24 protein-coding genes are annotated in these 26128 nt (G+C 72.8%); 15 read left to right on the forward strand and 9 right to left on the reverse strand.

The annotated features are described in order from the left end of the window. The first annotated feature begins 72 nt into the window (after positions 1 to 72). Positions 73 to 1266, forward strand: a complete 1194-nt coding sequence (glcE, locus tag ACS5RC_RS06255; RefSeq protein ID WP_478342962.1) for a glycolate oxidase subunit GlcE — start codon at positions 73 to 75, stop codon at positions 1264 to 1266. Between the two features lie 155 nt (positions 1267 to 1421). Next, positions 1422 to 2762, forward strand: coding sequence for a glycolate oxidase subunit GlcF (gene glcF, locus ACS5RC_RS06260; RefSeq protein ID WP_478342963.1), 1341 nt, complete (start codon positions 1422 to 1424; stop codon positions 2760 to 2762). Positions 2763 to 2766: 4 nt separating this feature from the next. Here the strand turns inward: glcF and ACS5RC_RS06265 are convergent, their stop codons facing one another. Beyond that, on the reverse strand, positions 2767 to 3738 hold the full coding sequence (locus ACS5RC_RS06265) for an MBL fold metallo-hydrolase (RefSeq protein ID WP_478342964.1): 972 nt from the start codon (positions 3736 to 3738) through the stop codon (positions 2767 to 2769). An 85-nt stretch (positions 3739 to 3823) separates the two neighbouring features. Here ACS5RC_RS06265 and ACS5RC_RS06270 point away from each other — a divergent pair, with 85 nt between their 5' ends. From ACS5RC_RS06270 to ACS5RC_RS06285, 4 genes are all read left to right on the forward strand, one after another. After that, positions 3824 to 4588: an AraC family transcriptional regulator gene (locus ACS5RC_RS06270; RefSeq protein ID WP_478342965.1), complete on the forward strand. Its 765-nt coding sequence runs from the start codon at positions 3824 to 3826 to the stop codon at positions 4586 to 4588. Positions 4589 to 4653: 65 nt separating this feature from the next. After that, complete coding sequence (locus tag ACS5RC_RS06275) at positions 4654 to 5793, forward strand: branched-chain amino acid ABC transporter substrate-binding protein (RefSeq protein WP_478342966.1); 1140 nt, start codon at positions 4654 to 4656, stop codon at positions 5791 to 5793. A gap of 242 nt (positions 5794 to 6035) precedes the next feature. Next, positions 6036 to 6311 carry a translation initiation factor IF-1 gene (gene infA / locus ACS5RC_RS06280; protein WP_142584784.1) on the forward strand — a complete coding sequence of 92 codons (276 nt, stop codon included), beginning with the start codon at positions 6036 to 6038 and terminating at the stop codon, positions 6309 to 6311. Between the two features lie 49 nt (positions 6312 to 6360). Beyond that, positions 6361 to 7296 (forward strand): DMT family transporter, encoded by a 936-nt coding sequence (locus ACS5RC_RS06285; RefSeq protein WP_478342967.1) that lies wholly within the window; start codon positions 6361 to 6363, stop codon positions 7294 to 7296. Positions 7297 to 7347: 51 nt separating this feature from the next. Here the strand turns inward: ACS5RC_RS06285 and ACS5RC_RS06290 are convergent, their stop codons facing one another. Both ACS5RC_RS06290 and ACS5RC_RS06295 read right to left on the reverse strand, forming a co-directional pair. Next, positions 7348 to 7650 (reverse strand): hypothetical protein, encoded by a 303-nt coding sequence (locus tag ACS5RC_RS06290; protein WP_478342968.1) that lies wholly within the window; start codon positions 7648 to 7650, stop codon positions 7348 to 7350. Between the two features lie 149 nt (positions 7651 to 7799). After that, on the reverse strand, positions 7800 to 8552 hold the full coding sequence (locus ACS5RC_RS06295; protein WP_478342969.1) for a class I SAM-dependent methyltransferase: 753 nt from the start codon (positions 8550 to 8552) through the stop codon (positions 7800 to 7802). A 114-nt stretch (positions 8553 to 8666) separates the two neighbouring features. Between ACS5RC_RS06295 and ACS5RC_RS06300 the strand changes: the two genes are divergently transcribed. Both ACS5RC_RS06300 and ACS5RC_RS06305 read left to right on the forward strand, forming a co-directional pair. After that, entirely contained in the window at positions 8667 to 9272 is a 606-nt protein-coding gene (locus tag ACS5RC_RS06300) for a sulfite oxidase-like oxidoreductase (protein WP_478342970.1), read from the forward strand. Continuing rightward, on the forward strand, positions 9265 to 10002 hold the full coding sequence (locus tag ACS5RC_RS06305; protein WP_478342971.1) for an FAD-binding oxidoreductase: 738 nt from the start codon (positions 9265 to 9267) through the stop codon (positions 10000 to 10002). The genes ACS5RC_RS06300 and ACS5RC_RS06305 overlap by 8 nt, the downstream gene beginning before the upstream one ends. Before the next feature lie 24 nt (positions 10003 to 10026). On the opposite strand, the gene ACS5RC_RS06310 is transcribed toward ACS5RC_RS06305, so the two are convergent. Continuing rightward, positions 10027 to 11139, reverse strand: coding sequence for a calcium:cation antiporter (locus tag ACS5RC_RS06310; RefSeq protein WP_478343426.1), 1113 nt, complete (start codon positions 11137 to 11139; stop codon positions 10027 to 10029). Positions 11140 to 11412: 273 nt separating this feature from the next. On the opposite strand from ACS5RC_RS06310, the gene ACS5RC_RS06315 reads away from it, so the two are divergent. Together ACS5RC_RS06315 and ACS5RC_RS06320 are read left to right on the forward strand one after the other, a co-directional pair. Beyond that, positions 11413 to 13149: a DEAD/DEAH box helicase gene (locus ACS5RC_RS06315; RefSeq protein ID WP_478342972.1), complete on the forward strand. Its 1737-nt coding sequence runs from the start codon at positions 11413 to 11415 to the stop codon at positions 13147 to 13149. 225 nt (positions 13150 to 13374) lie between these two features. Beyond that, the gene (locus tag ACS5RC_RS06320; RefSeq protein ID WP_478342973.1) at positions 13375 to 13815 is read left to right on the forward strand and encodes a bleomycin resistance protein; all 441 of its coding nucleotides are present in this window, start codon (positions 13375 to 13377) and stop codon (positions 13813 to 13815) included. Positions 13816 to 13958: 143 nt separating this feature from the next. On the opposite strand, the gene ACS5RC_RS06325 is transcribed toward ACS5RC_RS06320, so the two are convergent. After that, complete coding sequence (locus ACS5RC_RS06325; RefSeq protein ID WP_478342974.1) at positions 13959 to 14972, reverse strand: hypothetical protein; 1014 nt, start codon at positions 14970 to 14972, stop codon at positions 13959 to 13961. A gap of 300 nt (positions 14973 to 15272) precedes the next feature. Here ACS5RC_RS06325 and ACS5RC_RS06330 point away from each other — a divergent pair, with 300 nt between their 5' ends. The 3 genes from ACS5RC_RS06330 (at position 15273) to ACS5RC_RS06340 (ending at position 19058) form a co-directional block, all read left to right on the forward strand. Beyond that, positions 15273 to 16715, forward strand: a complete 1443-nt coding sequence (locus ACS5RC_RS06330) for an ATP-binding protein (RefSeq protein ID WP_478342975.1) — start codon at positions 15273 to 15275, stop codon at positions 16713 to 16715. A 24-nt stretch (positions 16716 to 16739) separates the two neighbouring features. Next, positions 16740 to 17414 (forward strand): response regulator, encoded by a 675-nt coding sequence (locus tag ACS5RC_RS06335; protein WP_478342976.1) that lies wholly within the window; start codon positions 16740 to 16742, stop codon positions 17412 to 17414. Between the two features lie 873 nt (positions 17415 to 18287). Continuing rightward, positions 18288 to 19058: a LuxR C-terminal-related transcriptional regulator gene (locus tag ACS5RC_RS06340; RefSeq protein WP_478342977.1), complete on the forward strand. Its 771-nt coding sequence runs from the start codon at positions 18288 to 18290 to the stop codon at positions 19056 to 19058. Positions 19059 to 19660: 602 nt separating this feature from the next. Here the strand turns inward: ACS5RC_RS06340 and ACS5RC_RS06345 are convergent. From ACS5RC_RS06345 to ACS5RC_RS06360, 4 genes are all read right to left on the reverse strand, one after another. After that, positions 19661 to 21112, reverse strand: coding sequence for an exopolysaccharide biosynthesis polyprenyl glycosylphosphotransferase (locus ACS5RC_RS06345; RefSeq protein ID WP_478342978.1), 1452 nt, complete (start codon positions 21110 to 21112; stop codon positions 19661 to 19663). 76 nt (positions 21113 to 21188) lie between these two features. Next, positions 21189 to 22031: a WecB/TagA/CpsF family glycosyltransferase gene (locus ACS5RC_RS06350; RefSeq protein ID WP_478342979.1), complete on the reverse strand. Its 843-nt coding sequence runs from the start codon at positions 22029 to 22031 to the stop codon at positions 21189 to 21191. Further along, positions 22028 to 23023, reverse strand: coding sequence for a UDP-glucuronic acid decarboxylase family protein (locus tag ACS5RC_RS06355; RefSeq protein ID WP_478342980.1), 996 nt, complete (start codon positions 23021 to 23023; stop codon positions 22028 to 22030). Before ACS5RC_RS06355 ends, ACS5RC_RS06350 begins: the two co-directional genes overlap by 4 nt. A gap of 286 nt (positions 23024 to 23309) precedes the next feature. Further along, complete coding sequence (locus ACS5RC_RS06360) at positions 23310 to 24206, reverse strand: LysR family transcriptional regulator (RefSeq protein WP_478342981.1); 897 nt, start codon at positions 24204 to 24206, stop codon at positions 23310 to 23312. Between the two features lie 121 nt (positions 24207 to 24327). On the opposite strand from ACS5RC_RS06360, the gene ACS5RC_RS06365 reads away from it, so the two are divergent. Next, positions 24328 to 24774: a DMT family transporter gene (locus ACS5RC_RS06365; RefSeq protein ID WP_478342982.1), complete on the forward strand. Its 447-nt coding sequence runs from the start codon at positions 24328 to 24330 to the stop codon at positions 24772 to 24774. 163 nt (positions 24775 to 24937) lie between these two features. Next, entirely contained in the window at positions 24938 to 25987 is a 1050-nt protein-coding gene (locus tag ACS5RC_RS06370; protein WP_478342983.1) for a ketopantoate reductase family protein, read from the forward strand. Positions 25988 to 26128: the final 141 nt, after the last annotated feature.

Consider the following 26128-nt stretch of genomic DNA (forward strand, 5'->3'; position numbering starts at 1 on the left):
GCGCTACAATCCCGCATGATCCGGCCTTAAAGGTGCCCCGCCGGACGGGTGCGCCGGCCAGGGCAGGAAACGATGCAATCATACGAGCCCCGCGACGAGGGCGAGGCGGCCGAGATCGTCCGTGCCGCCGCCGCCCGCGGCGAGCGGCTTCGGCTCGTCGCCGGCGACACCAAGGCGCGGCTCGGCCGCCCGGCCCAGGACGAGGCCACGCTGTCGGCGGCGGCGCTCGCCGGCATCACCCTCTACGAGCCCGCCGAGATGGTGGTGAGCGCGCGCGCCGGCACGCCGCTCGCCGAGGTGCAGGCGCTGCTCGCCTCGCGCGGCCAGATGCTGCCCTTCGAGCCGATGGACCACCGGGCGCTGCTGGGCTCCACCGGCGCGCCGAGCTTCGGCGCCGTGGCGGCGGTGAACAATTCCGGGCCCCGCCGGATCAACGCGGGCGCCGCCCGCGACAGCCTGATCGGCGTGCGCTTCGTCAACGGGCGCGGCGAGGCGATCAAGTCCGGCGGACGGGTGATGAAGAACGTCACCGGCCTGGACCTCGTGAAGCTGATGGCCGGCTCCTACGGCACGCTCGGCCTTCTCACCGAGGTCACCTTCAAGGTGCTGCCGGTCTCCGAGCGCACGGCGACGCTGGTCTTCTCCGGCCTCGACGACGCCCGCGCGGTCGAGGCGCTCGCGGCCGCGCTGGGCTCCCCCTTCGAGCTGACCGGCGCCGCCCACCTGCCGGCCGGGCTCGACGCCCCGGGCGTCCCCACCGGGGAGGTCGCCCGCACCTTGATGCGGCTCGAAGGCTTCGCGGATTCGGTCGCCTACCGGCTCGGCGAGCTGCGCCGCCTGCTCAAGCGCTACGGCGCGCCCGAGACCGTGGAGGCGCCGGGCCTCTGGGACGCGGTCCGGGACGTGGCACCCTTCGCGGGCGGCGACGGCGCGGTCTGGCGCATCTCCACCGCCCCGACGAAGGGGCCGGCGCTCACCGCCGCCGTGGCGCGGGCGATCCCCGCGCGCTGGTACTACGATTGGGGCGGCGGGCTGATCTGGCTCGAGACTCCGGCCGCAGGCGATGCCGGCGCGGCCGCGATCCGGGCCGCAGCGCGCGCGCAGGGCGGCCACGCCACGCTGGTGCGGGCGCCCGACGCCGTGCGCGCCGCCGTCCCGGTCTTCGAGCCGCTGCCGGACCCCCTGATGCGGGTGACGCAGGGCATCAAGGCGGCCCACGACCCGGCCGGGGTGCTCAACCCGGGCCGGATGTACGCGAGCGTCTAGCCCATCGTCCCGGATACGGCATCCGGGACGATGGGCTAAGATATTGATGGTGCATCCTCTTTTTCCGAAAGCCGCGAACCGCCTTTCGGGATGATGCTCCAACTCAGGACACGGGAACGCCCCTCCCGGACGGGAGCGCGGCGGAGGACAGGCCAGTGCAAACCAACTTCAGCCTCGCGCAGCTCGCCGATCCGGCGATGAAGGCTTCCGAGAAGATCCTGCGCACCTGCGTGCATTGCGGCTTCTGCACCGCGACCTGCCCGACCTACCTGCTGCTCGGCGACGAGCTCGATTCGCCGCGCGGGCGCATCTACCTGATCAAGGACATGCTGGAGGGGGGCAAGGCCGCGAGCGCCGAGGTGGTCAAGCACGTCGACCGCTGCCTGTCCTGCCTGTCCTGCATGACCACCTGCCCGTCGGGGGTGCACTACATGCACCTCGTCGACCACGCCCGCACGCATATCGAGGAGACCCACCACCGCACGGCCGACGACCGGGCCCTGCGCGCGCTGCTGGCCTTCGTGCTGCCCTACCCGCGCCGCTTCCGCCTCGCCATCGCGGCGGCGCGCCTCGGGCAGCCGTTCCGCGGGCTGGTGGCGCGGCTGCCGCGCGTCGGCAACCGGCTCGCGGCGATGCTCGACCTCGCGCCCGCCGAGATGCCCGGCCGCAACCCCACCGACCGGCCCGGCACCTTCCCGGCGGCCCGCGCCGAGGCGCCGGCGCGCCGGGTGGCGCTGCTGCGCGGCTGCGCCCAGAGCGTGCTGCGCCCCGATTTCAACGAGGCGGCGATCCGCCTGCTCAACCGGCACGGCGTCACGGTGGTGCAGGCCCAGGAGGGCTGCTGCGGCGCGCTCACCCACCACATGGGCAAGGCGGATTCGGCGCACGCCCACGCCCGGCAGGCGATCGACGCCTGGACGGCCGAGATCGACCGCGGCGGCCTCGACGCGATCCTGGTCACGGCCTCGGGCTGCGGCACCACGATCAAGGATTACGGCTTCATGTTCCGGGACGACCCGGCCTATGCCGAGAAGGCGGCCCGGGTCTCGGGCCTCGCCAAGGACGTCACCGAGTACGTGGCCACGCTCGATCTCGCCGAGCCCGCGGCCGAGACCGACCTCGTGGTGGCCTACCACTCCGCTTGTTCGATGCAGCACGGCCAGGGCATCCGCACCGAGCCGAAGGCGCTGCTGAAGCGCGCGGGCTTCACCGTGAAGGACGTGCCGGAGGGCCACATCTGCTGCGGCTCGGCCGGGACTTACAACATCCTGCAGCCCGAGATCGCCAGCCACCTGCGCGCCCGCAAGGTCGCCAACATCGAGCGCACCGCCCCCGACCTGATCGCCACCGGCAACATCGGCTGCGCCACGCAGATCGGGAAGGGCACGGACATCCCGATCGTGCACACGGTGGAGCTCCTCGACTGGGCGACCGGCGGCCCGAGGCCCGCCGCCCTCGACCGGGTGCGCCGCCGCGAGCTGATCGCGGCCGAGTAGGCATTCAGAGCAGCTGGTAGCTGACTGGGATCCAGCGGTAGCCCGCCCCGGCCGGCACGACGTAGCCGAGCGAGGGGAAGCTCGTGTGGTAGCCCGCCACCAGGACCTCCTCGGCGGCGGCGAGGCCGTAGATCCGGGCGCGCGTCGCCGCGCCTGCCGCCTTGTCCATGTCGAACAGCGCGTGCCAGTCCGGCCGGGCGAGAGAGGCGACCTCGTGGTGGGCGCAATCGCCCCAGATCAGGAGGCGCCGGCCCGCGCTCTCCACGTGGTAGGCGAGATGGCCCGGGGTGTGCCCGTAGGCGGCGAGCGCCCGGATGCCCGGCGCGATCTCGTCCCCGGGGCCGACGAAGCGGGTCCGCTCGGCCAGCGGCAGCAGGTGGCTGCGGAAGACGCGCGCCGACCGATACTCGTTGCCCTCCGGTGCCGCGGCGAGGCGCTCGGGCTTCGACCAGAAATCGAACTCCGCGGCGCCCACGACGAACCGCGCGTTCGGGAAGGCGGTCCGTCCGTCCTCCATCAGGCCGCCGATATGGTCGGTGTGGCAATGGGTGAGCACCACGACGTCGATCGTCTCGGGAGCGCAGCCCGCCGCCCGCAGCCGCTCAAGCAGGCGCCCGCCCGCGGGCCGCGGCACGAAGCCGACCGCCCCGTTGCCGGTGTCGAACAGGATCCGCTCGCGGCCGGTCTCGACGAGGACGGGGGTGAAGCCCGGCTGGAAGCGGTCCGGCGGCAGGCGGCTGGCCCGCATCAGGGCCTCGACCTCGGCGCGGGGCCGGTCCTCGCCGACGATCGGCCACGGCCCGTCGATCAGCCCGGCGGCGTCGGGCAGCATCGTCACCGTGAAGGCGCCGAGCGCGAAGCGGTCCTGGGGCCGCGGCGCGCAGGCCGTCTCGGCGGCCGTGGCGCGCGGGGCCGCGAGCGCCGCCCAGCCGAGGGCCGCCGAGGCGGCGAGTCGCCGCCGGGTGAGTGCGATCATCCCGATATCCTCCCGCGCAGATGCGGATAGACTGGCGGTCCGCGCTGCGTCGGACGAGGCGTAGCAGGAGCCGGAGGGGCGCTCCTTGTACGAACCTGCTGCGGGAACCGGGCCGATCTGGCACGTCGAGGGCGACCGGACCTTCTTCGCCGGGCCGCTGCACTACAACGCCGCCCACCAGCACGGCGCCCCGGTCTACCTCGCCGGGCTCTACGGGACCTTCGCCATCCGGATGCGCGGGGCGCCCTGGACGCGCTGCCGCACGGCGCTGGTGCCGGCCGGCGTGGTGCACGAGCTCGATCTCGGCGGCGCCCCGCTCGGGGTGCTCTACCTGGAGCCGGGCGCGGCCGGCGCGGCAGCGCTGGCGCCGCTTCTCTGCGGCACCCGGGAAGTCGGCGGCGCCCTCGTCGGCGATGGCGGCGAGATCTCGGCCCTGCGCGCGCTGTGGGAGGCCGGGGACGCGCCGCTTTGGGCCGGCCCGGCGCTCGCCGACCTGACGGCCTTCTCCGCGGCGCGCGCCCGGCGCCCCCTCGACGGCCGCATCGCCCGCGTGGTCGCGAGCCTCGCCGCCCGGCCCGAGACGGACCGGTCGGCGCCGGTCCTCGCCCGGATGGTCGGCCTCTCGGAGTCGCGGCTGCAGCACCTGTTCACCGAGGCGGTCGGCGTGCCGTTCCGCCGCTACAGGGCCTGGGCCCGGATGCGGCTCGCGCTCCGCGCGGTCGTGGCGGGGGCGAACTTCACCGGGGCGGCCCACGAGGCCGGCTTCGCCGACCAGGCTCATTTCGCGCACGATTTCCGCCGCACCTTCGGAGCCCCGGCCTCCGGCAGCCTGCTCGGCATCCGCCGCTGACGCGATCCGGGACAGGGCGCCGGATCCGCATTATGGAGATGCTGCGCCTCCGGTGTCCTGAAGCCATGCTCCGCGTCCCGCTGCTCCTGACCGCCCTGCTCGGGCTCGCCCCGCCCGCCGCCGCCCAGGCGCCCGCGCCGGTGAGGATCGGGCTGTCGGCGCCCCTGTCCGGGCCGGATGCGGCCTTCGGGCAGGGGTTGCGGCTCGGCGCCGAGCAGGCGGTCGCCGAGATCAACCGGGCCGGCGGCGCGGGCGGGCGCAAGCTCGCGCTGGTCGTGGGCGACGATGCGGGCGACCAGAAGCAGGGGCTCGCGGTCGCCAGGAAGTTCCTGGCCGACGGGATCCGCCTCGTCGTCGGGCCGCTCGAATCCTCGCTCGTGGCGGCCACCGCACCCGTCTACGAGGCGGGGGGCGCCCTCGTGGTGGCGCCCGGAGCGAGCTATCCGGCGCTGACGGGACGCGGGCTGTGGAACCTGTTCCGGCTGAACCCGGGCGACGCCCAGCAGGGCGCCGCGGCGGGCACGTGGCTCGCCGATCACGCAGGCGGTCCGATCGCCGTCCTGCACGACCGCTCGACCTTCGGGCGCGGTCTCGCCGACGCGGTCTCGCGGCGCCTGAAGGCGCGGGACAGGTCCGAAACGGTGTTCGAGAGCCTGCCGCGCGGCAGCCGGGACGCGGGCGATCTCGTCGCCCGCCTCAAGGCGGCGGGGGTGCGGGCGGTCTATTTCGGCGGCCTCGCCCCGGAAGCCGCCGTGCTGGTCCGGGTCATGCGCGAGGCCGGCCTCTCGGCGACCCTGGTGGCGAGCGACGGCATCCTCGACCGGGACTTCGCCGCGACCGGCCCGGCCGGCGAGGGCACGGTGATGACCGTCGGGCCGGAGCGCCGCCTGCCGGAGCCCCGCGGCAAGGCGCCCCCGCGCACGGCGGAGGCGGACCTCGTCGCCGGCTCCGCCTACGCGGCCGTGGAGGTGCTGGCGCAGGGCCTCGCGCAATCCCTCGCCCCATCCCTCGCGCAGCCCCCCGGTCGCACCGTCGATGGCCGCCGGGTCGCCGAGATCCTGCGCGCGGGCGCGATCCGCACCGCGTCCGGGGAGGTCGGCTTCGACCGGCAGGGCGATCCGCCGGAGGCGGCGGTGGCGTTGCGCGTCTGGCGCCGGACGCCCGACGGCCGGCTCGACTACGCGGGCAACGAGGCCGGGCCCTAGCCGGCCGGTGCGCGGGCTGCGGGAGGCCGCCCGCGCGGATTCCTATGGAGCCGCCCGCCACCGTTACGGGTGGGCGCTTGCCGCGGGGGCGTGCGGCGATTACATCCGGCACGCCTGCCGAAGCGCGCGCCCCGTGCCCCGTCACGGATCGGAGCCGCCGCCGCAGCGTTCTAGAGATCGCAACGCAAGACGAGAAGAATGCCGGAACGCCTGTTTCCAGACGGTCCGACTGGAGAAGGTGAATGGCGAAAGAAGAGTTGATGCAATTCGACGGTCTCGTTCTCGAGATCCTGCCCGATGCGCGCTACCGCGTGCAGCTGGACCAGGGCCACGAGATCGTCGCCTACACCGCCGGCAAGATGAAGAAGAACCGCATCAAGACGCTGGCCGGCGACCGCGTGACCGTCGAGATGTCGCCCTACGACCTCGAGAAGGGCCGCCTCGTGTTCCGGCACAAGGACGAGCGCTCCTCCGGCCCGCGCCCCCCCGTCCGCGGCGGCCAGTTCCGGCGCCGCTGAACCCCGGCGGACGCACCGCGGCGCGCGAGCACCCGAGGATTCTGGCGACATGGATCCGCGGGCCGCGCGCGCCTACCTGCTCCTCGTCTTCACGATGCTGGTCTGGGCCGGCAACGCGATCGCGGCCCGCTGGGCCCCGGGGCAGATTTCGCCTCAGGCCCTCACCACCCTGCGCTGGGCCTTCCCCTGCGCCTTCCTGGCGATCGCCGCGCACCGCCGCATCCTGGCCGAGCGGCAGCCCCTCGCCCGCGCATGGCTGCGCATCCTGCTGATGGGCGGCGTGGGCTACACGGCCTACGCGAGCCTGTTCTACGCCGCGGGCGCCTACACCACCGCCGTCAACATCGCGCTGCTGCAGGGCGCGATCCCCGTGCTGGTGCTGCTGCTGAACTACCTCGTCTTTCGTCAGCCGGTCTCCTGGGGGCAGGGCCTCGGCGTCGCCGCGACGCTCCTTGGGGCCGGGATCGCCGCGACCCACGGCGACCTCGCCGCCCTGCGCGCCCTCGACCTCAACCGGGGCGACCTGCTCATGCTCGTCGCCTGCCTGCTCTACGCCGGATACACCGTGGCGCTGCCGGGGCGGCCGAAGGTCTCGGGCCTCAGCTTCTTCGCCGCGCTGGCGGCGGCCGCCTTCATCACCTCGCTGCCGCCGCTCGCCGCCGAGTGGGCGGCCGGGCGCCTGATCTGGCCCGGCCCGACCGGCTGGGCCATCGTCACCTACGTGGCGCTCGGGCCCTCGCTCGCGGCGCAGCTGACGTTCCTGCAGGCCGTCGAGATGATCGGCCCCAACCGGGCCGGCCTGTTCGTCAACCTCGTGCCGCTGTTCGGCGCGGGCCTCGCGGTGCTGATCGTGGGCGAGCCGTTCGGCCGCACCGAGGCCGTGGCCCTCGCCCTCGTGGTCGGCGGCATCGCCTGCGCCGAGCGCCTGCGGGCGCGCCCGCTAGCGCCGACGGAGGCGGCGCCGGAATCCCGGCCGGGCCCGTGAGAGCCGCGGCGCGGACCGCCCGTCGAGGCCGGCCGCGCCGCGGGGTCGGCCCTATTCGCAGACCCGGACGCGCCGGAAGATGACGTCGCCGTAGGGATCGACGTAGCGGCGGCGCTCGAAATGGCAGACCGGGCCGTAATCCTCCTCGACATAGACCGGGCGCGGGGCGCGGTAGACCGGCTTGCCGGGATAGTAGGGATCGGCGGAGGCGGCGCCGATGGCACCCCCGACCGCGAGGCCGCCGAGAACGCCGAGGGCGGCGGCCCCGCCGGGGCTGATCCCGTCGCGGGCCTGGGCGGCCGGGGCGGCCACGAGCCCCCCGACGACGAGAGCGATTGCGAAACTGCGAACCATGTCCTTGTCCTCCGAGCCGGCCGCGCGGAAGCAGCTTTCCGGGAGTCGGCCTGCGGGACGGTTAAGACAGCGCGGATTTTAGGCGATTCTTCGGCCGCAGCTCCGGCAGGGTGCGGCGACACACGCGCGCACCCCAGGCGTGTCTGCGGTCAGAGCCGCGCGACGCGCAGCGCCAGCGGCCAACGCACCCGGCGGCGCGCCCCGGCCGGCCCCCAGGCGGCGGCGAGCGCCTCCGCGAAGGCGGGCAGCGGGTCGGTCCCGAGGGCGGCCCGCGCCCCGCGCAGGGCCGACCACGTCCCCGCATAGGCGACGAGATCGTCCAGGCTCCACTCCGCCTCGATCGCGAGATCGGGCGCGGGCAGCTCGGCGAACGGGAAGGCGAGGCTGCGGTAGCCGGCCTCGACATGGCGGCGCTCCGGCGGCCAGTAGGGCCCGACCACCTCGTCGTAGAAGTGGCGCAGCGCGGCCTCCGCCGCCCCCTCGAGGTGGAGCACCCCGTAGGAGATCAGTGCCAGCACCGCGCCCGGCCGCGCCACGCGCCGGACCTCGGCGTAGAAGGCGTCGAGGTCGAACCAGTGCGCGGCCTGGGCCGCCGTGATCAGGTCGACGCTGGCCTCCGGCAGGCCGCTCGCCTCGGCGGGCGCCACCCGGTACTCGACCCGCGGATGGGCCTCGGCCTCGGCGACCTGCCGGGCGCTCGCGTCGCAGGCGACGACCCGCGCGAACCGGTCGGCGAGCAGCACCGAGAGCTGCCCGTTGCCGCAACCGCAATCGAGGGCGAGGCCGCGTGCGGGCGCGACGGCGGCCAGATGCTCGGCCAGGGCCGCCGGGTAGGTCGGGCGATGGGCCGCGTAGGCCGCGGCGGAGGCCGAGAAATGGTCCTTGAAGAGCGTGTCGCTCACGGCTGACCTCGTGCTGATTCTCGGGAGCCGCCGGGGCGGGCCGCCCTCCCCGCTTGACGGCGACCGCCGATCCGGCCTGAAACGGGCGCGGAACGATCCACGACGGAGGCGGGCTTGGCGACACGAGGCTTCACCGGGCGGCGTCCGCCCGAGGCGACCCGCGAGCGGCTGCCGCCGGGACAATACCTCACCGAGGACTTTCCCGTCCTGCAGATCGGGCCGAACCCGCGGATCGATCTCGCGACCTGGCGCTTCACCCTGCGGGAGGGCGCGCGCCCGATCAAATCCTGGAGCTGGGACGATTTCCAGGCCCTGCCGCGCACCCGCTGGGGCGGCGACATCCACTGCGTCACCAAGTGGTCGAAATTCGACACCGCCTGGGAGGGCGTGAGCGTCGACGATCTGCTGGCCGATGCCGGCATCGCCGCGCCGACGGACTTCCTGCTCGCGGAGGGCTACGACGACTACACCACCAACGTGCCGGTGGCCGACCTCACGGGCGGCAAGGCGATGGTGGCGACGCTCTACGACGGTCAGCCGATCCCCCTCGATCACGGCGGCCCGGCCCGGCTGCTCGTGCCCCACCTCTACTTCTGGAAGAGCGCCAAGTGGGTGAAGGGCCTGCGCTTCACGAAAGTGGACGAGGCCGGGTTCTGGGAGCTGCGCGGCTACCACATGTACGGCGATCCCTGGCGCGAGCAGCGCTTCACCGGTGACTGAGCGACCGCCGCCCGACCGGCTGCCCTGGCAGGCCTGGCGCGAGGCGGTGATCGTGGAGGCCGCGCCGGTGACGCCGCGGGTGCGGCGCTTCCGGCTCCGGGTCGACTTCGCCGACGCGTTCCGGCCGGGCCAGCACGTGGACGTCCGGCTCACCGCCGAGGACGGCTATCAGGCGCAGCGCAGCTACTCCATCGCCTCGGCGCCGGACGACTCCGGCACGATCGAGCTGATGATCGAGGGGCTCGACGGCGGCGAGGTCTCGGGCTTCTTCCAGGACGTGGCCGAGATCGGCGACGCCATCGAGCTGCGCGGTCCGATCGGGGGAGCCTTCGTCTGGGAGCCGGATGACGGCGGGCCGCTGCTCCTCGTCGGCGGCGGCTCGGGCGTGGTGCCGCTGCTCGCGATGCTGCGCCATCGCGCGCGCGCCGCGCCGGCGGTGCCCTGCCACCTGATCTACTCGGTGCGCACCCGCACGGAGGCGATCGCGCTGGCCGAGCTCGAGGGCCGCGCACGGGACGAGCCGGGCTTCGGCCTCACCCTGCTCACCACACGCGAGGGCGAGGGCCGGCGCATCGATGCCGGGACGGTCTCGGCGGCGCTCGCCCGGCTCGGGATGCCCGCCCGCAGCTTCGTCTGCGGCTCGAATCCCTTCGTCGCCGCCGCGAGCGCGCTCCTCCTTCACGCCGCTGTCCCGGAGCGGGCGATCCGCACCGAGCGCTTCGGCGGCTGACCGGCGCGGCCCCGGGAAACGCCCTCACGGGCTGAAGATCAGCACCACGTAGACGAAGAACACGATCAGGTGCACCGCGCCCTCCAGCACCGTCGTCCGGATCCCGGAGAAGGTCAGGGTGCTGAGGATCAAGGTGACGGCGAGGAGCGCCATCTCGGCGGGCTTCAGCCCGAGCACCACGGCCTGGCCGGTGATCAGCCCCACCGCCAGCACCGCCGGCACCGTGAGGCCGATCGTCGAGGTCGCGGCTCCGAGACAGAGGTTGAGCGCCCGCTGCAGCTCGTTGCGGGCGATGGCCTTGAGGGCCGAGATGCCCTCGGGCGTGAACACGATCGCGGCGATCAGCACGCCGCCGAGCGCCGAGGGCGCGCCCAGCGCCGCGATGCCGTGGTCGAGGATCGTGGCGAGACTCTTGGACAGGATCACGATCGGCAGGATGTTGGCGAGCAGCAGGGCCATGTGCAGCAGGATCTGACCCGGCGCCGCGGAGGCCTTGGCGGGCGCCTCGCGCGCGGCGTTGCGGGCCGCCTCCGCCTGGGCGCGGGGATCCTTGAAGAAGTCGCTGTGCCGCCCCGTCTGGATCAGCAGGAACACGCCGTAGAGCGCCACCGTGAAGACCGAGAAGGTCACGGCCTGCACCTTGGTCAGCGAGCCGTCGCTGGTCGAGCTGGTGAAGTTCGGGATGATCAGCGCGATGGTGGCGAGCGGGATGATCACCGAGAGAAAGGCCGAGGCGCCCTGCAGATTGTAGCTCTGCTGGTGATGGCGCAGCCCGCCGAGGATCAGCCCGAGGCCCACCACCCCGTTCAGCACGATCATCAGCACCGCGAACATCGTGTCGCGCCCGAGCGTCGGCGCGTCCTTGGCCGAGAGCATCACGGCCGAGACCAGGGCCACCTCGATGATGACGATGGCGAGCGTGAGCACCAGGGTCCCGAGCGGCTCGCCCAGCATCTCGGCGAGTTCCTCCGCCTCGTGCACCACGCCGAAGGCCGACCACAGGATGACCCCGAGCAGCCACGCGAACAGGGCGACCGCCCAGAGCGGGCTCGCAAGATCGGCGAGCCAGCCCTTGCCGAACCACCAGAAGGCGGCGACGCTCGCCCACGCCACCACCAACCTCAGGATCGCGCCCATCATGTCTCCTCGTCCGCTCATTGAGCGTTTGCGGGCCGGGCGGTTGCTGGCGCAAGTGCGGTCGCTCACAATATGCGCGAACGTTCACAAAGCGGGTGCACGGGAGCCGACCCGTGTGCACGCAAGCGCGCCATGCGGCACAGGCCGTGGCGCAATCCGCGCGAACCGGATAAAGGATCAAGCTCCGCAACCCGATTCGAGACCGCTGAACCCGTCCGCGATCCGCGCGAGAATCCGCGCGGCCGGCCGATGCCCGGTCGTGAGAGCCTGATTTTGCCGTTTCCTACCCTGCCCGCCCCGATCGCGCGGGCGCTCGCCGAGCGCGACTACGCCGAGCCCACCCCGGTTCAGAGCGCCGTGCTCGAGGCGGCCTCCGACGGCCGTGACCTTCTCGTCTCCGCCCAGACCGGCTCGGGCAAGACCGTCGCCTACGGGCTCGCCATGGCGGGTACGCTGCTCGGCCCCGAGGAGGCCCTGCCCCAGCCCGGCGCGCCGCTCGCCCTCGTGATCGCGCCGACGCGCGAGCTCGCCCTCCAGGTCCAGCGCGAGCTGTCCTGGCTCTACGCCGCGGCCGGGGGCCGGATCGTCGCCTGCGTCGGCGGCATGGATCCGCGCCGCGAGGCCCGGATGCTCTCGGACGGCGTCCACATCGTGGTCGGCACCCCGGGCCGCCTGCGCGACCACTTGGAGCGGCGCAACCTCGACCCGCGCAGCCTGCGCACCGTCGTCCTCGACGAGGCCGACGAGATGCTGGATCTCGGCTTCCGCGAGGACATCGAGTTCATCCTCTCGGGCACGCCCGCCGAGCGGGCGACCTTCCTGTTCTCGGCGACCTTGCCGAAGGCGATCGAATCGCTGGCCGAGCGCTACCAGCGCAACGCCCTTCGGCTCGCCGTGAAGAGCGAGACCCGGGGCCACGCCGACATCGCCTACCGGGCGATCCGGGTGGTGCCGCGCGAGATCGAGCACGTGGTGCTCAACGTGCTGCGCGAGGCCGACGCCCCGACCGCGATCGTGTTCTGCAACACCCGCAACGCCGTCCGTCACCTGCAGGCGAGCCTGACCGAGCGCGGTTTCTCGGTGGTGGCGCTCTCTGGCGAGCTCGGCCAGGGCGAGCGCAACGCCGCGCTCCAGGCGCTGCGCGACGGGCGGGCCCGGGTCTGCGTCGCCACCGACGTCGCCGCCCGCGGCATCGACCTGCCGACGCTGAGCCTCGTCATCCACGCCGACCTGCCCCACGACGCCGAGGTGCTGCAGCACCGCTCCGGCCGCACCGGCCGCGCCGGGCGCAAGGGCACCAGCGTGCTGCTGGTGCCCAACGCCCGCCGCCGCCGGGCCGAGCAGATGCTCGCCATCGCCAAGGTGACGCCGGACTGGACGCCCCCGCCCTCGGCCGACGAGATCCGCCGCCTCGACGGCGAGCGCATGCTGGCCGACCCGCTCTTCTCCGAGCCCCCCTCCGAGGAGGATCAGGCGCTGGCCGAGACGCTGCTGGCCGAGCGCAGCCCCGCCGACCTCGCCGCGCTCCTCGCCCGGGTCTACCGCACCCGCCTGCCCGCCCCCGAGGAGGTGACGGATCCGGGCGACACGGGCGGGCGCGGCACCCGGCCGCCCTACGATCCGATGGATCCCGAGCGCATTGCGGCGCTCGGCCCGGCGGTGTGGTTCCGGCTCAATCTCGGCCGGCGCGACGATGCCGACCCGCGCCGCCTGCTGCCGCTCCTCACCCGCCGCGGCGGTGTCGACCGCGAGGTGATCGGGGCGATCCGCATCTTCGACCGCGAGACCAAGTTCGAGATCCGGGGCGGCGCCGCTCAGAAGTTCGCCGCCGCCTTCGCCCGCAACGGCTCGCCCGAGATCCAGGTGGAGCCGCTCGCCGGCGAGGCGGCCCCGGCCCCGCGCGGACCGCGCGGAGACGCCAAGAGCCCGCGCTCGAGCAAGCACGCCCGCCACGTCGAGAAGGCGGGCCCTAAATCCGCCGATGCCAGGCCCGCGCGCCGGCCACGGTAGCGCCCGCGCGGGTTTCCGCGGCCCACAAATCCCGCATCCGCCCGGATAGGGCCGCGGCGCCTCTGCGGGCTATCGGGATCATGGCGGGGACAATGACCATCCGCGCCGCGGCGCGGCACGCCCGAGCGTCGGCGTGGGGCTTTGCGACGGGTCGAGGCCGTGGGAAGACGCGGCGTTCGGGCGAGCCTCGGCGAGCCCCAGGCCCCTGATCCGATACATTTCGGCATGTCGCACGCCGCCCCGCCCGTCGTTCCGGAACTCGACGTCGCGGATCTCGACCGCTCCTTGCGCTTCTACGTCGAGGCTCTCGGGTTTGATTGCCGCGTCGAACGGCCCGAAGAGCGCTTCGCCTACCTGACGCGCGGCCCCGTCCACCTGATGCTCCAACAGGCGGATGGCCCGGGACGTCGATTCCGGACCGCGCCGCTGGAGTACCCGTTCGGACGCGGGATCAACCTCCAGATCGAGGTGCCGGACGTCGATAGCCTTCACGACCAGGCGACGCGGGCCTGCGCGACGTTCTACTTGCCCCTGGAGGAGCGCTGGTATCGCCAGGGTGTCGAAGAGGCGGGCAACCGGCAATTCGTCGTCATCGACCCGGATGGCTACCTGCTTCGCTTCTTCAGCAATCTCGGGCGACGATCGGTCGAAGGGGACCGGCGATGATGCGGATCGCCATCAGCGCGCGCTCCTGTCCGCCTGCCTGATCGCGATCATCGGCGCCGGCCGCTCATCACGGCACGGCTTGCGACGCGCCGCCGAGGGCCGATGAAGGCTCGATGCGACCGCGCGGTCTCACCCAGGGCCGATCAGAACCGATCCGGCAGGCTCTTCACCGCGTCGCCCAGCGCCTCGACGCCCGCGCCGATCTTGCGGCCGGCGGCGGAGAGGGTCGGCATGCGGATCCCGAGCACCTCGGTTTCCTCGGGCTCGGCCGGGGTCGCCTCGGCGACCGCACCGGCCGGCGCCGCGAGCGGCTTGCGCGCGGCGACCGTCCTGGGTTTCGGCTTCGCCGATTCCTTGGCCGATTCCTTGGCCGGCTCCTTCGCCGCCGCTTCGGGCTTCGCGGCCGGCAGGGCGGCCCTGGGGCGGGCCGTCCGCGCGTCCTGAGCCGGCTCGCGCGACGCCTCCTCGACGGAGGTGGCCGGAGCGGCGACGCCGGGCGCCGCCGGCGCCTCGGGCGGCAGCGCCGCGAAGGCGGTGGGCGCGCTGCGGGCCCGGATCGTCTCGCTCGGTCGGGCCGCGACGAGCGGCACCGTCCGGCCCGCCGGGAGCACGCTCACCTGCCGGACGGGGCCGATCACCGGCGCCTCGACCAGGGCGGGTGCGGGCCGGGATGCCGGCTCGGCCTTCGCCGGAGCCGGCTCGACCTTGGCGGATGCGACCTTGTCGGAAGCGACCTGGGTCACCTCGCTCCCGATACTGCCGGCCTTGAGCGGATCGGGCGTTCCGGTCACGACCGGCGGCAGGGCGGCGGTCGCGGGTCGCGCCGGACCCGTCGGCTCGGCCGCCGGAAGGCCGGCGAGGGGCGCGGGAGCGGCGAGCGCGGGCTGCCCGTCCTTGAGATCCGGCCAATCGGCGGCGCTCAGCTGCGTGGCGGGCGGGACGGGCCGGCGCAGCGTGGCAGGCCCGGCAAGGCCCGACATCAGCGTCGTCGCGCCCGCGAAGGCGGCGAGGCCGAGCGCGCCGAGGGAGGCGGCGCCGATCAGGAGGCGCGCGCGCGGGGCGCTCGGCTTCGGCGCCCTCGCGACGCGGGCGGGCGCGGCTTCCCGGCCGGCGCGGGGCGGACGGGTTTCCGACGGGTCGAGAGCGAGATCGTTCATAGGCGGGGTCTCTGACGCGACGCGGATCTGAACGGCCGCTCCCCCGAAACCCGGCCGCCCGCCTCTTGCTTTCGAGGCGAATCCTGACCGCGGATATCAGGGCCGACAATACGGCACAAAGATGTCGGCCGGACCATTGCACCCGGATTCCGTTCAGGAACAGGTAACCGTGTGTAGAGCCGTGGGGTTTAACAATCGGTGACTTGCGTTGCGGCTCGACCGCTCCGGCGGGCGCCTCGACGCCGCGACCGGCCCGTCGCCCCCTGGAGGGCCGGTGGACAGGGCGGCCCGGCTTCATCAATGCTCGTCCGTGTGAACGCTCCATCGACCCGCATCGAGACGCCGCCCCGCCCCGCCCAGGCGCGGCCCCTGCCCTGGTCCGGCTGGTCCACCCGGCGGCGGCTGATCGCCGTGGTGCTCGTCATCGACGTGCTGGCGGCGCTCGTCTCCTGCGCGGTGATCGTGCTGAACGCGCGCTCGGCCGTGAAGGTCGAGACGCGGGCCTCGCTCAGCACCGTGGAATCGCTGGTGGCCGACACGATCCGGCTGTCCGACTCGGTCGCGCCCGACACCCTGCTGCAGACCCTCGACCTGCGCTTCCAGGCGCTGCGCCACGTGCGCGTCGGCGTTCTCGACACGGACGGCGACCGGATCGGCAGCCCGCTCAGCCGGCCGCGTCCGGAGCGGACGGCGCCCGCTTGGTTCGCCGACCTGATCATGCCGCCGATCGAGCAGCACGTCCTGCCGATCGTGGCGGGCGGGCGAACCATCGGCTCGGCCCGCATCACCACCCAGCCGATGGACGAGATCGACGAGATCTGGAGTTACGCGCGGGCCCTCGCCATCACCACGCTGTCGATCAACGCCGCGATGCTGGCCGCGCTCTACCTCGCCCTCGGCCGGGTGCTGGCCCCGCTCGGCAGCCTCGCCGCCGGCCTGACGCAGCTGGAGCGGCACGACTACACCGCGCGGCTGCCGCCGCCCGACACCCGCGAGCTCGCGGTGATCGCGGGGCGGTTCAACAAGGTGGCGGAAGCCCTCGGCGAGACCCGGGCGGCCAACGGCCGGCTCAACCGGCAGCTCCTCACCGCCCAGGACGACGAGCGCCGCCGCACGGCCCTGGAGCTGCACGACGAGTTCGGCCCCTGCCTATTCGCCCTGGAGGCCAACGCCGCCTCGATCGCCCGCATCGCGGCCGGGGAGGCCGAGCCGAACCGGCAGAAGCTCGCCGCGCGCGCCGCCGACATCGCGGCGATCGTCGGACAGGTGCAGGGCCGCAACCGCGATCTGCTCAACCGCCTGCGCCCGCACGCGCTCGGACAAGTGCCGCTGCCCGATTGCCTCGACCTGCTGATCCGCGACTTCGCCCGGCGCCATCCCGGCACCCGCTTCGAGGGGCGCTTCGCCGAGCTCGGCGCGGGCTACGGCGACCTCGTCGACCTCACGGTGTTCCGCTGCATCCAGGAGAGCATGACCAACGCCGTGCGCCACGGCCGGGCCACCCTGATCCGGGCGGAGGCCGGCGCGCGGGACGGGCTGCTGCAGGTGACGGTGGCCGATGACGGGGCGGGCCTCGCGCCGGGCCACGATACCGGGCTCGGTCTCTCGGGGATGCGCGAGCGCGTCGGCGCCCTCGACGGACGGTTTGCCCTTGACAACGGCACGCGGGGCGCTGTTGTCCGGATCAGCATCCCGGTTCCGGGCGACCGGGGCGGGGATGCGGACCCGATTGCGCCGTCATGACCCGCCTCGCGTGAACGCCCTCGCATGAACGCCCTCGCCACGAGACCCGACATCGCCGGCACGCGCCTGCCGGTCCTGGTGATCGACGACCATCCGATCGTGCTGCAGGGCTGCCGCCGGGTGCTGGAGGATGCCGGGATCGAGACCGTGGCCGAGGCCACCACGGTGGTCGGCGGCTACCGCATCTTCCACCGCCTGCGCCCGCCGATCGTGATCTGCGACCTCACCTTCCAGGGCAGCGGACTCGCGGGCCTCGGGCTGATCCGGCGGATGCGCGCGGTGGCGCCGGAGACCCGGATCCTCGTCTTCAGCATGCACAACGACCCCGTCATCGTCGCGCGGGCGCTCGAAGCGGGCGCGCTCGGCTACGTGCTCAAGGACCACGCCTCGCAGGAACTCTACGAAGCCTTCGCGCGCGTCCGCTCCGGCGAAGTCTACCTCGACCGCCGCCTAGCAACGGAAGTCGCGATGCTGCGCACCGACGCGCGGCGCGCGCCGGAGACCCAGTTGACACCGCGCGAGCAACAGATCTTGGCGCGACTGGCACAGGGCAAATCCTATGGTGCCATCGCGCAGGATCTCTCGGTCAGCTATAAGACTGTGACGAATACCTGCTCTCAGATGCGCCAGAAGCTCGGCGTACGAACCCTCGCCGAACTGATCCACGTGGCCGTCACCCAGGCCCAACGCCAGGGCTGAGGCGCGCGGCCCGTCGCGCGCCGCACTTTCCAGTAGCCGGCAGATTCATCGTGCACTAGTGTACTGTGCATCATCGCGAATCAATGCCGTCTTCTGTGGACGAATTCTTGATTCCGAGCGGTGCCGAGGCCGAAGCTGGGCGTCGTCGATCAGCTAAAGCGGCCTACTCCCTTCGCGCAGGTTCAGCGTTTCGGTCGCGGTGTCTCGCATGCGCTGAATCAAGGCGCATCGGAACGCCATTGCGGAAGGTTCGCGCGGGACACGGACCAATACGAACGCCTAACGGCTCACTGCGGACGCACAGCGACGGTCTCTACGGCACAGTTTTCGCATCTTGGCCTGGGCACAACCGTTCGGATTGCACAATTGGTCGTCTAAATGTGCCAATCTGTAGTTTTTCTTACCGACGTCGACAGGCGCCCGACGACGCGAAGTCCTCGACCTTGCAAAATGATGCGGTCAAAAACCGAACATGTTCTGGTTTTTGACCGCCATTCGAACGAGCAAAGGACTTATTCAGGCCCCGGAACAGCGGCGGATCCACTGATGACCGGCGGCGGAGCCGTTTATTTGAGGTTCGCCAACCGAACCAGATCGTAGGGGACGACGTCTCGAAATGGCGACCGTCGTTTCTCCGGACCGCCGAGGACTGAAGAGACCAGGCCGGAATCAGAGACCTGACGGCACTTGACATCAAGCAAGCGCCGTATCACCCATTGGTAAATAAAATATCTCAGCCATTCCTGCAGATGGTAACTTTCGTTAAGTTTACCACTGACACGACGGCTACTCGCGTCCTTCTCGGCGACATGCGGTTTGCTCCGAACTCTTCGGGGCACCGGAAGCAGGCCTCACGCGAAGGGAGTTTGTTTGATGCTGAGTCACATCGAACCGCAGTCTGATTTCCTACCGAAGAACGCGCCGGTCCCCCCGGTCGCGCGCGTCGTCGAGAGGCCCGCGCGGGCCGGCATCGCGACGGTGCTCATCGGAGCTGGCGGTCTCTACCAGGACGGACTGATCCGGATCCTCGAAGAGCACGGCTACGACGTCGTCGACGCCATCGAGCGGGTGGACGCCTTCGACCCGGCGAGCGAGCCGGCCCTGCTCCTGCTGAGCGAGTTCGGCGCGGAGGAGATCAACGGATCGGCGATCCCGTTCCTACGCAATCTCGCCCCGCAGGCCCGGATCGCGATCCTGACCGAGCCCTCGGACCCGGCGACGCTGAGCTACCTGCTCAAAGCGGGCGTCCAGGCCTGTCTCGACCATCTCACGCAGCCCTCCGCGCTGATCAAGTCGCTCAACGTCGTGATGAACGGCAACATCGTGCTGCCGATGGAGGCCGTCCCGCATCTCGGCCAGCGCTCCTTCGGGAGCGTGCCCAGCGCGAGCCCGGCCACGCCCGCCCCGGCTCTGCCGCCGCCCTCGGATTCCCTGACCGGCCGGGAGACCGAGATTCTCGCCTGCCTCGCCGGCGGCCTGCCGAACAAGATGATCGCTCGCCGCCTCGCCATCGCCGAGGCCACGGTGAAGATCCACGTGAAGAACATCCTCCGCAAGACGGGTGTCCGGAATCGCACCCAGGCCGCGATCTGGACCCACCGGCGCGGCATCCTCCCGGCGACGCCCCGGAGCGGCGCGGCCTGACTGCGCCGATCCAGACCCGCCCGCGCCTGCACCGACAAGGGGCAACCGACCCTCGAGGAGCCGTTCCCGTCGCGATCGGGCACGGCTCCCCGCTCCGCGCAGCCTCCCGCCGAATGGCCCGGCCCGTCGGCGCCCCGCGCGCCTTCCGGCTCGACCGGGCTCCGGCCTGAGCGGGGCGAACGGGATTATCTCTCCGGATTCGTGCCGAGACCGCGCGGCGGGCCGCGAGGCCGCCCGGTGCGGCTCGGCCGCGGACCCCTCCGCTTCCCCTGCGCAGCTCCCTGAGCGAGCCGTTCCGAGGCGGCGCGGGCGCCCGAGCGCAGCCGAAGCCCATCCTTCCGGAGAGATCGCCGGAACCGGTACGGCGCCCGACGAGACGCGGTCGCCGCCCCGGACGGCCCGTGCCTGTCTGGGCGCGGATTCGCCTCGGCGCCCGGGCGTCATCCGGTCGATGGAGCCGCGCCATCGGGGCACACCCGGACCCGGCGGACCGCGGCCGGACCGGGCAGGGTCGTGCGCTTCGCGGTGCGATCAGGAGCAGCCCGGTACGGCACGCGGCAGCGGGACGCGGCGAGGGCGCGCCGATCGGAGCGCAGGCCCGCTCAGCGCGCTCCCTTGCCGCCGAGCACCGCCGGGATGGTGGCGAGCAGGATGTAGAGATCCAGCCAGAGCGACCAGTTCCGGATGTAGTAGGTGTCCTGGCTCTGCTGGACCGTGAGGTCGCCGTCGCTCCGGGACGAGATCTGCCACAGGCCGGTCATGCCGGGGGGCACGCTGGTGCGCAGGGACCGGAACGGAGCCTCGAAGCCGTCCATGTGGTAGCCCGGGAAGGGGCGCGGGCCGACGAGGCTCATATCGCCGCGCACGATGTTCCAGAGCTGCGGCAGCTCGTCGAGGCTGGTGCGGCGCAGGAAGGCTCCGATCCCGGGCAGCACCCGGGGGTCCCGGGCGAGCTTGAAGAAGCGCTGCCATTCCGCCCGGGCCTCGGGCGAGGCCTCGAGGTGGTCGCGCAGGCGCTGCTCGGCGTCGCCGAACATGGTGCGCAGCTTGAGCACCCGGATCGGCCTGCCGTTCCAGCCGACCCGAAGCTGGGCGTAGAAGGGGTTGCCCGGGTCGCGCTGCCAGACGAGGAGCGCGAGCAGCGCGACGAGCGGCGCGACGAGGATCAACCCGAGGCCCGCGAGGGTGACGTCGAGCGTCCGCTTCAGCATCAGGTTGTGCCGACGGTAGAGCTCGCGCCGGATCTCGAGCCCGACCGCGCTGCCGAGCGGACGGACCTGCACCCACATGTTCTGCAGATCCTGGATCTGCTGCGCGAGGACGAGGCGCGTCTCCGGCAGCGTGCCGGCGCGGCCGAGATCGTGCCGCGCGAGATCGGCGCAGGACGAGAAGATCGCGACCTCGACGGGCCCCTCGGCACCCTCGAACGCCGCGAGGGTGCGCAGGTCGTCCGTCCGGGACGCGGCCTCGCGCCCCCGCTCGCCGAGATGACCCACGGGCCGCAGGCCGTATTCCGGCTGCGCGCGGAGATGCTCGGCGAGCGCCCGTCCGGCCGCGTCGGCACCGACGATCACGGTGGGCGCGCCCCACAACCCGCGGCGGATCAGGAATCCGCGGGCGGCGAGCTCGGCGTAGAAGCCGAGCACGAGGAGAAGCCCGCAGACGAGGGCAATCCGCGCGAGGCTCGGGAGGTCCGGCACCGTGCCGACGAGGAGCAGACAGGCAGCCGCGTAGAGCAGCGTCGCCAGCGCGCGCAGGCGCAGCCGTTCGGGCGGGCTCGGCCCGAAGGCGACGTAGAGCCCGACCGCGGCGAGCATCGGCAGGATCGTGACGGGGGCCAGCGGCAGGTCCGGCGCCGCGAGCGCGTGCGCCGTCAGCGAGGCGAGCGCGCCGACGGCGAGCGCGACCGCGAGGTCGGCCGTCAGCAGGGTGGCGGCGACCGTCGCCCGGCGGGAGAGCCGCAGGCGGCTGCGCCGTCCGGTCGGAAGCGCGCCGCCGCGCGCGGGGTCGGGAACGCGCGCGAGGGCGGAAGCGACGGTGTCGGTCGGGGGCATGGCCGGACTCCGGGAGGGAAGACGGCGGGGCCGGCGAGGGCCGGGGCGGTGTCCCGGCCGGCGGCCCGCGCGGGGCTCAGCGGCGCGGGAGCGGCTCGGAGGCGAAGGGCCGCGCGAGGAGCTGGCCGCCCGCGAGCAGGAGGAAGTGGGGCACGATGCGGGCGTAGCGCCCGAACAGGCGCCTCGGCTCGCTGCACATCCGGTAGAGCCATTCGAGGCCCGAGCGCTGCATCCAGACCGGGGCTTGGCGCTTGGTGCCCGCCAGGAAGTCGAAGGCTGCGCCGACCCCGATCATCACCGGGGCCTCGATGCGCCCGCGATGGGCCGCCATCCAGGCCTCCTGCTTGGGCGTGCTCAGCCCGACCCAAACGATGTCGGGGCGCGATGCGTTGATCGCCGCCACGATCGCCGCGTCCTCGGCCGCCGTCAGCGGGCGGAACGGCGGGCAGTAGGTGCCGACGACGTCGAGCCCGGGATGGCGGGCCGAGAGCCGCGCGGCCAGCGTCTCCGCGACGCCCGGCGCGCCGCCGTAGTAGAAGTGCCGGTAGCCGCGCCCGGGCGAGAGCGCGGTGACCGCCCGCATCAGGTCGGGCCCGTAGACCCGCCCGATCGACCGGAAGCCGAGGAGGCGCCCCATCCAGACCAGAGGCATCCCGTCGGGGGTGACGAGGTCGGCCGCGTTGTGGATCGCGAGGAGCCGAGGGTCCTTGCGGCTCTCCATGACGCCGTGGACGCCGGTGATGCAGACGTAGTGCGGCCGGCGCGACCGGATGAAGGCCTCCACCGCCGCGACCGCGTCCGCCAGCGTGATGACGCTGACGCCGAGCCCGAGGACCTTCGCCCGCGGGCCCTCCCAGGGAGGCTCCGGGCCTTCCCGGGACGAGTCGGCGCTCGTCCGGGACGGGAGGGAGCCGCTCACCGGACGCCCGCCTGCTGCAGGACGGAGGGGCGCAGGAGCTGCACCTGCGGGGCGTTGCGGGCGAGCAGCCCGTCGAAATACGCGATGGTGCGGGTGAGGCCCGTCTCGAGGTCGACGCGCGGCGTCCAGTGCAGGCGCTCGCGGGCGACCGTGATGTCGGGGCAGCGCCGCCGCGGATCGTCCTGCGGCAGGGGATGGCAGACGATCGACGAGCGCGAGTCGCAGAGCGCCACGATGCGCTGCGCGAGTTCGAGCACGGTGATCTCGGTGGGGTTGCCGAGATTGACCGCGTGGCCCGGCTCCTCGTCCACCGCCATCAGGCGCAGCAACCCCTCGACGAGGTCGTCCACGAAGCAGAACGAGCGCGTCTGGGAGCCGTCGCCGTAGATGGTGATCGGCTGGTGGTTGAGGGCCTGGATGATGAAGTTCGAGACGACGCGGCCGTCCTGCGGGTGCATGTGCGGCCCGTAGGTGTTGAAGATCCGCGCGACGCGCACCGACATCCGGTGCTGGCGCCTATAATCGTGGAACAGCGTTTCGGCGCAGCGCTTGCCCTCGTCGTAGCAGGCGCGCGGCCCCGCGATGCTGACGGAGCCGTGATAGCCCTCCGTCTGGGGATGCACCTCCGGATCGCCGTAGACCTCGCTGGTCGAGGCCTGAAGGATGCGCGCGCGCACCCGCTTGGCCAGTCCCAGCATGTTGATCGCGCCCATGACGCTGGTCTTCGTGGTCTGGACCGGGTCCCGCTGGTAGTGGATCGGCGAGGCCGGACAGGCGAGATTGTAGATCTCGTCGACCTCGACGTAGAGCGGGAAGGTCACGTCGTGGCGCATCAGCTCGAAGGACGGGTTGCCGATCAGCGCCTCGCAATTGGCGCGGGTGCCGGTGAAGAAGTTGTCGACGCACAAAACCTCGTTGCCCTGCCGCAGCAGGCGCTCGCAGAGATGGGAGCCGATGAAGCCGGCCCCGCCCGTCACCAGAATGCGCTTCATCCCTGCGATCCTCTTCGTCCCCAAAGGAAATCCCTGCCCGGCAGTGCCGCCGCGGGCCGGAATGCGGGGTCGAGGATGGTCCTGCCGGTCGGATCGCGGCAATGGGCGCATCCGGTGGAGATCCGGTGCGTCGTCAGGTCTTTGAGCAGTAATCCCAGCGCTCACCGACAGACAGGAAAGCATCCGGCACGTAGCGGCCCCGATCGCCGACCGGATGTTGCTGCGGAACACCGGCCTCCGGTCCCACATCGTCCGGACGCTCCACGCGCCCTGACGATGCCGGGCGTCACCGTGCCTGCGAGAGGGCGTCGCGCTCCGCGGTCAGGATCGCGACCAGACGCGCGACGAGGGCGCCGGGCGGCCTGAGGGCCGGGCGCAGCAGCAGGGTCTCGATCGGCAGGCGGGGCCGGAACGGCCGCAGCACGATCGGCAGGCCGGTGAGTTCGCGGGCGGGGACGGGATCGACGATGGCGAGGCCGAGTCCCTCGGCGACGAGCCCGCAGCGCGCCGCGGTGTACTGCGCCATCAGGGGAAACTGCGGCTGGAGCCCGGCTTCCGCGAAGCGGGCCTCGACCGCCTGCTGGAACACGCCCGCGCCCCCCGCGATCATTGGCTCGCCCGCGAGATCGCGGGGACCGAGCGTCCGGCGCGCGGCGAGGCGGTGGCCGCGCGGCAGGGCGCAGACTGCATCGAGCGTGAGGAAGGGCTCGGCGGCGACGCCGGCAAAGCCCGGGCGCGGCCGCGCCAGGCCGATGTCGCATTGTCCCGACGCGGCCCAGGACCAGATCGTGTCGGGCGCCGGCACGTGCAGAGCGACGCGCACGCCCGGATGCTCGGCGCACAGGCGCCGGATCGCGCGCGGCAGCAGGCGGGCGGCGAGCGAGGGCTGGCAGGCGACCCGCAGGGGTCCGGTCCCGAGCTCCCGGATCTGGCGCGCGGCCTCGCGCAGATGATCGAGCCCCGCATAGGTCCGCTCGACCTCGCGGGCGAAGGCCTCCCCCTCAGGGGTCGGCAGCGCGCTGCCGTGCCCGCGCACGAACAGGCGGAAGCCGAGCGCGCCCTCGAGCTGCGCGATCGCCCGGCTGACATGCGGCTGGCCGATGCCGAGGGCGGCCGCCGCCCGCGTCATGCCGCCGTGGCGCATCACGGCGCGGAACAGGTCGATCTGCCCGGGGCTCATCATGCCTTGGCTGCCATGCCCTATCCGCATCGAAACGGCGCGCGCGGGCATTTGACGGCATGGCCCGGCGGTGGTTGTCAAGGCGGGTGGGTCGCGACGGCGGCCGAGGAAAGGTCCCGATCCGATGCCCGGCCTCCTGCTTCCCGCCCTCCTCGCCGCGCTCGCCGGGGTCAGCATCGTGGTTCAGCAGGCGCTGAACACGAGCCTGCGCGCGGCGCTGAACTCGGCCGTCTGGGCGGGCCTTGCGAGCTACGGCACCGGCCTCGCCTGCATGGTCCTGCTCGCCCTCGCCGCGCGCGAGCCCCTGCCCGCCCTGAGCCTGGCCGCGCGCCTGCCGTGGTGGGCCTGGAGCGGCGGCGTCTTCGGAGCGATCTATGTCGGCCTCGCCATCGTGCTCGTCCCGCGACTCGGGGCGAGCGCCTTCGTCGGGCTCCTCGTCGCCGGCCAGATGCTCGCGGCGACGGCGGCCGACCATTTCGGCTGGCTCGGCCTCGCCCAGCGCCCCGTCGATGTCCCGCGGCTGGTCGGCGTCGCCCTCCTGATCGGCGGCGTGGTCCTGATCCGGCGCTGAGAGGAGCGGTCGCGACCGAAGGCTTGCGCCGAGACGGGCTCGGGTTGCCTTCCGTCCGACCGGCTGCCATCCCTCGGCTGTGCGCGCGGGCGCCGTGACGTATAGGCGCGGCGTCCGGCAGCCAATACATAGAACAGCGCTACAAGAACCGGGGAGTGACGACGTGCCGAGGAACATTCTGATTCTGGGGGCCTCCTACGGCTCCCTGCTCGCGACCAAGCTGCTGATGGCCGGGCACAACGTGACTCTGGTCTGCCGCAGGAAGACCGCGGACCTGATCAACGCCGAGGGCACCGAGGTCCGTATCAAGCTGCGCGACGAGCCGGACCATCGGGCGATCCTGTCGCGCGACCTGCCCGGAACCCTGGATGCGATGCCGCCGGAAGACGTCGACGTCTCGCGCTACGATCTCGTCGGGCTCGCCATGCAGGAGCCGCAATACAACAACCACACGATCCGCGTCCTGATGATCAAGATCGCCGCGGCGAAGCTGCCGTGCCTCTCGATCATGAACATGCCGCCGCTGCCCTACCTCAAGCGCATCCCGGCGCTCGCGAGCATGGATCTCGAGACGGCCTACACCAATGCCGGCGTGTGGGACCGGTTCGAGCCGGGGCTGATGTCGCTCTGCTCGCCCGATCCCCAGGCCTTCCGTCCGCCCGACGAGGGCGCCAACGTGCTCCACGTCGGGCTGCCGACGAACTTCAAGGCGGCGACCTTCGCGGACGAGGCGCATAACAGCCTGCTCCGGGAGCTGGAGGCCGACATCGACGCGGTGCGCCTCGACGGGCAGGACGTGCCGGTGAAGCTCAAGGTGTTCGATTCGCTGTTCGTGCCGCTCGCCAAGTGGTCGATGCTGCTGACCGGCAACTACCGCTGCATCACGCCCGGAGAGCCCCGCTCGATCCACGATGCGGTGCACGGCGACCTGGCGCGCTCGCGCGCGATCTACGAGCACGTCGACGCCATCGCCCGGCGGCTCGGCGCCGATCCGGCGGATCAGGTCCCCTTCGAGAAATACGCCCGAGCGGCGGAGAGCCTGCTGAAGCCGTCCTCGGCGGCGCGGGCGGTGGCGAACGGGGCGCCCTTCATCGAGCGGGTCGATCTCCTGGTGAAGCTGATCTCGCACCAGCTCGGCGAGCCCGACCCCGAGATCGACCGCACCGTCGAGACCGTGGACCGCAAGCTCGACGAGCGGATCATCGAGGGCTGATCCCCAGCCGCGCGCGGAGCGGACGCCGCTCCGCGCGCCTTCCGCTCCGCGCCCCGTCGCCCCGGGATCACCCGGGGCAGCAGGGCCGCATCCCCGCGCGAGGCCTAATCCCAACGCGCGCGCCGCCTCCTCCGAATGGCT

This window comes from Methylobacterium sp. HJ2 (assembly GCF_056431005.1).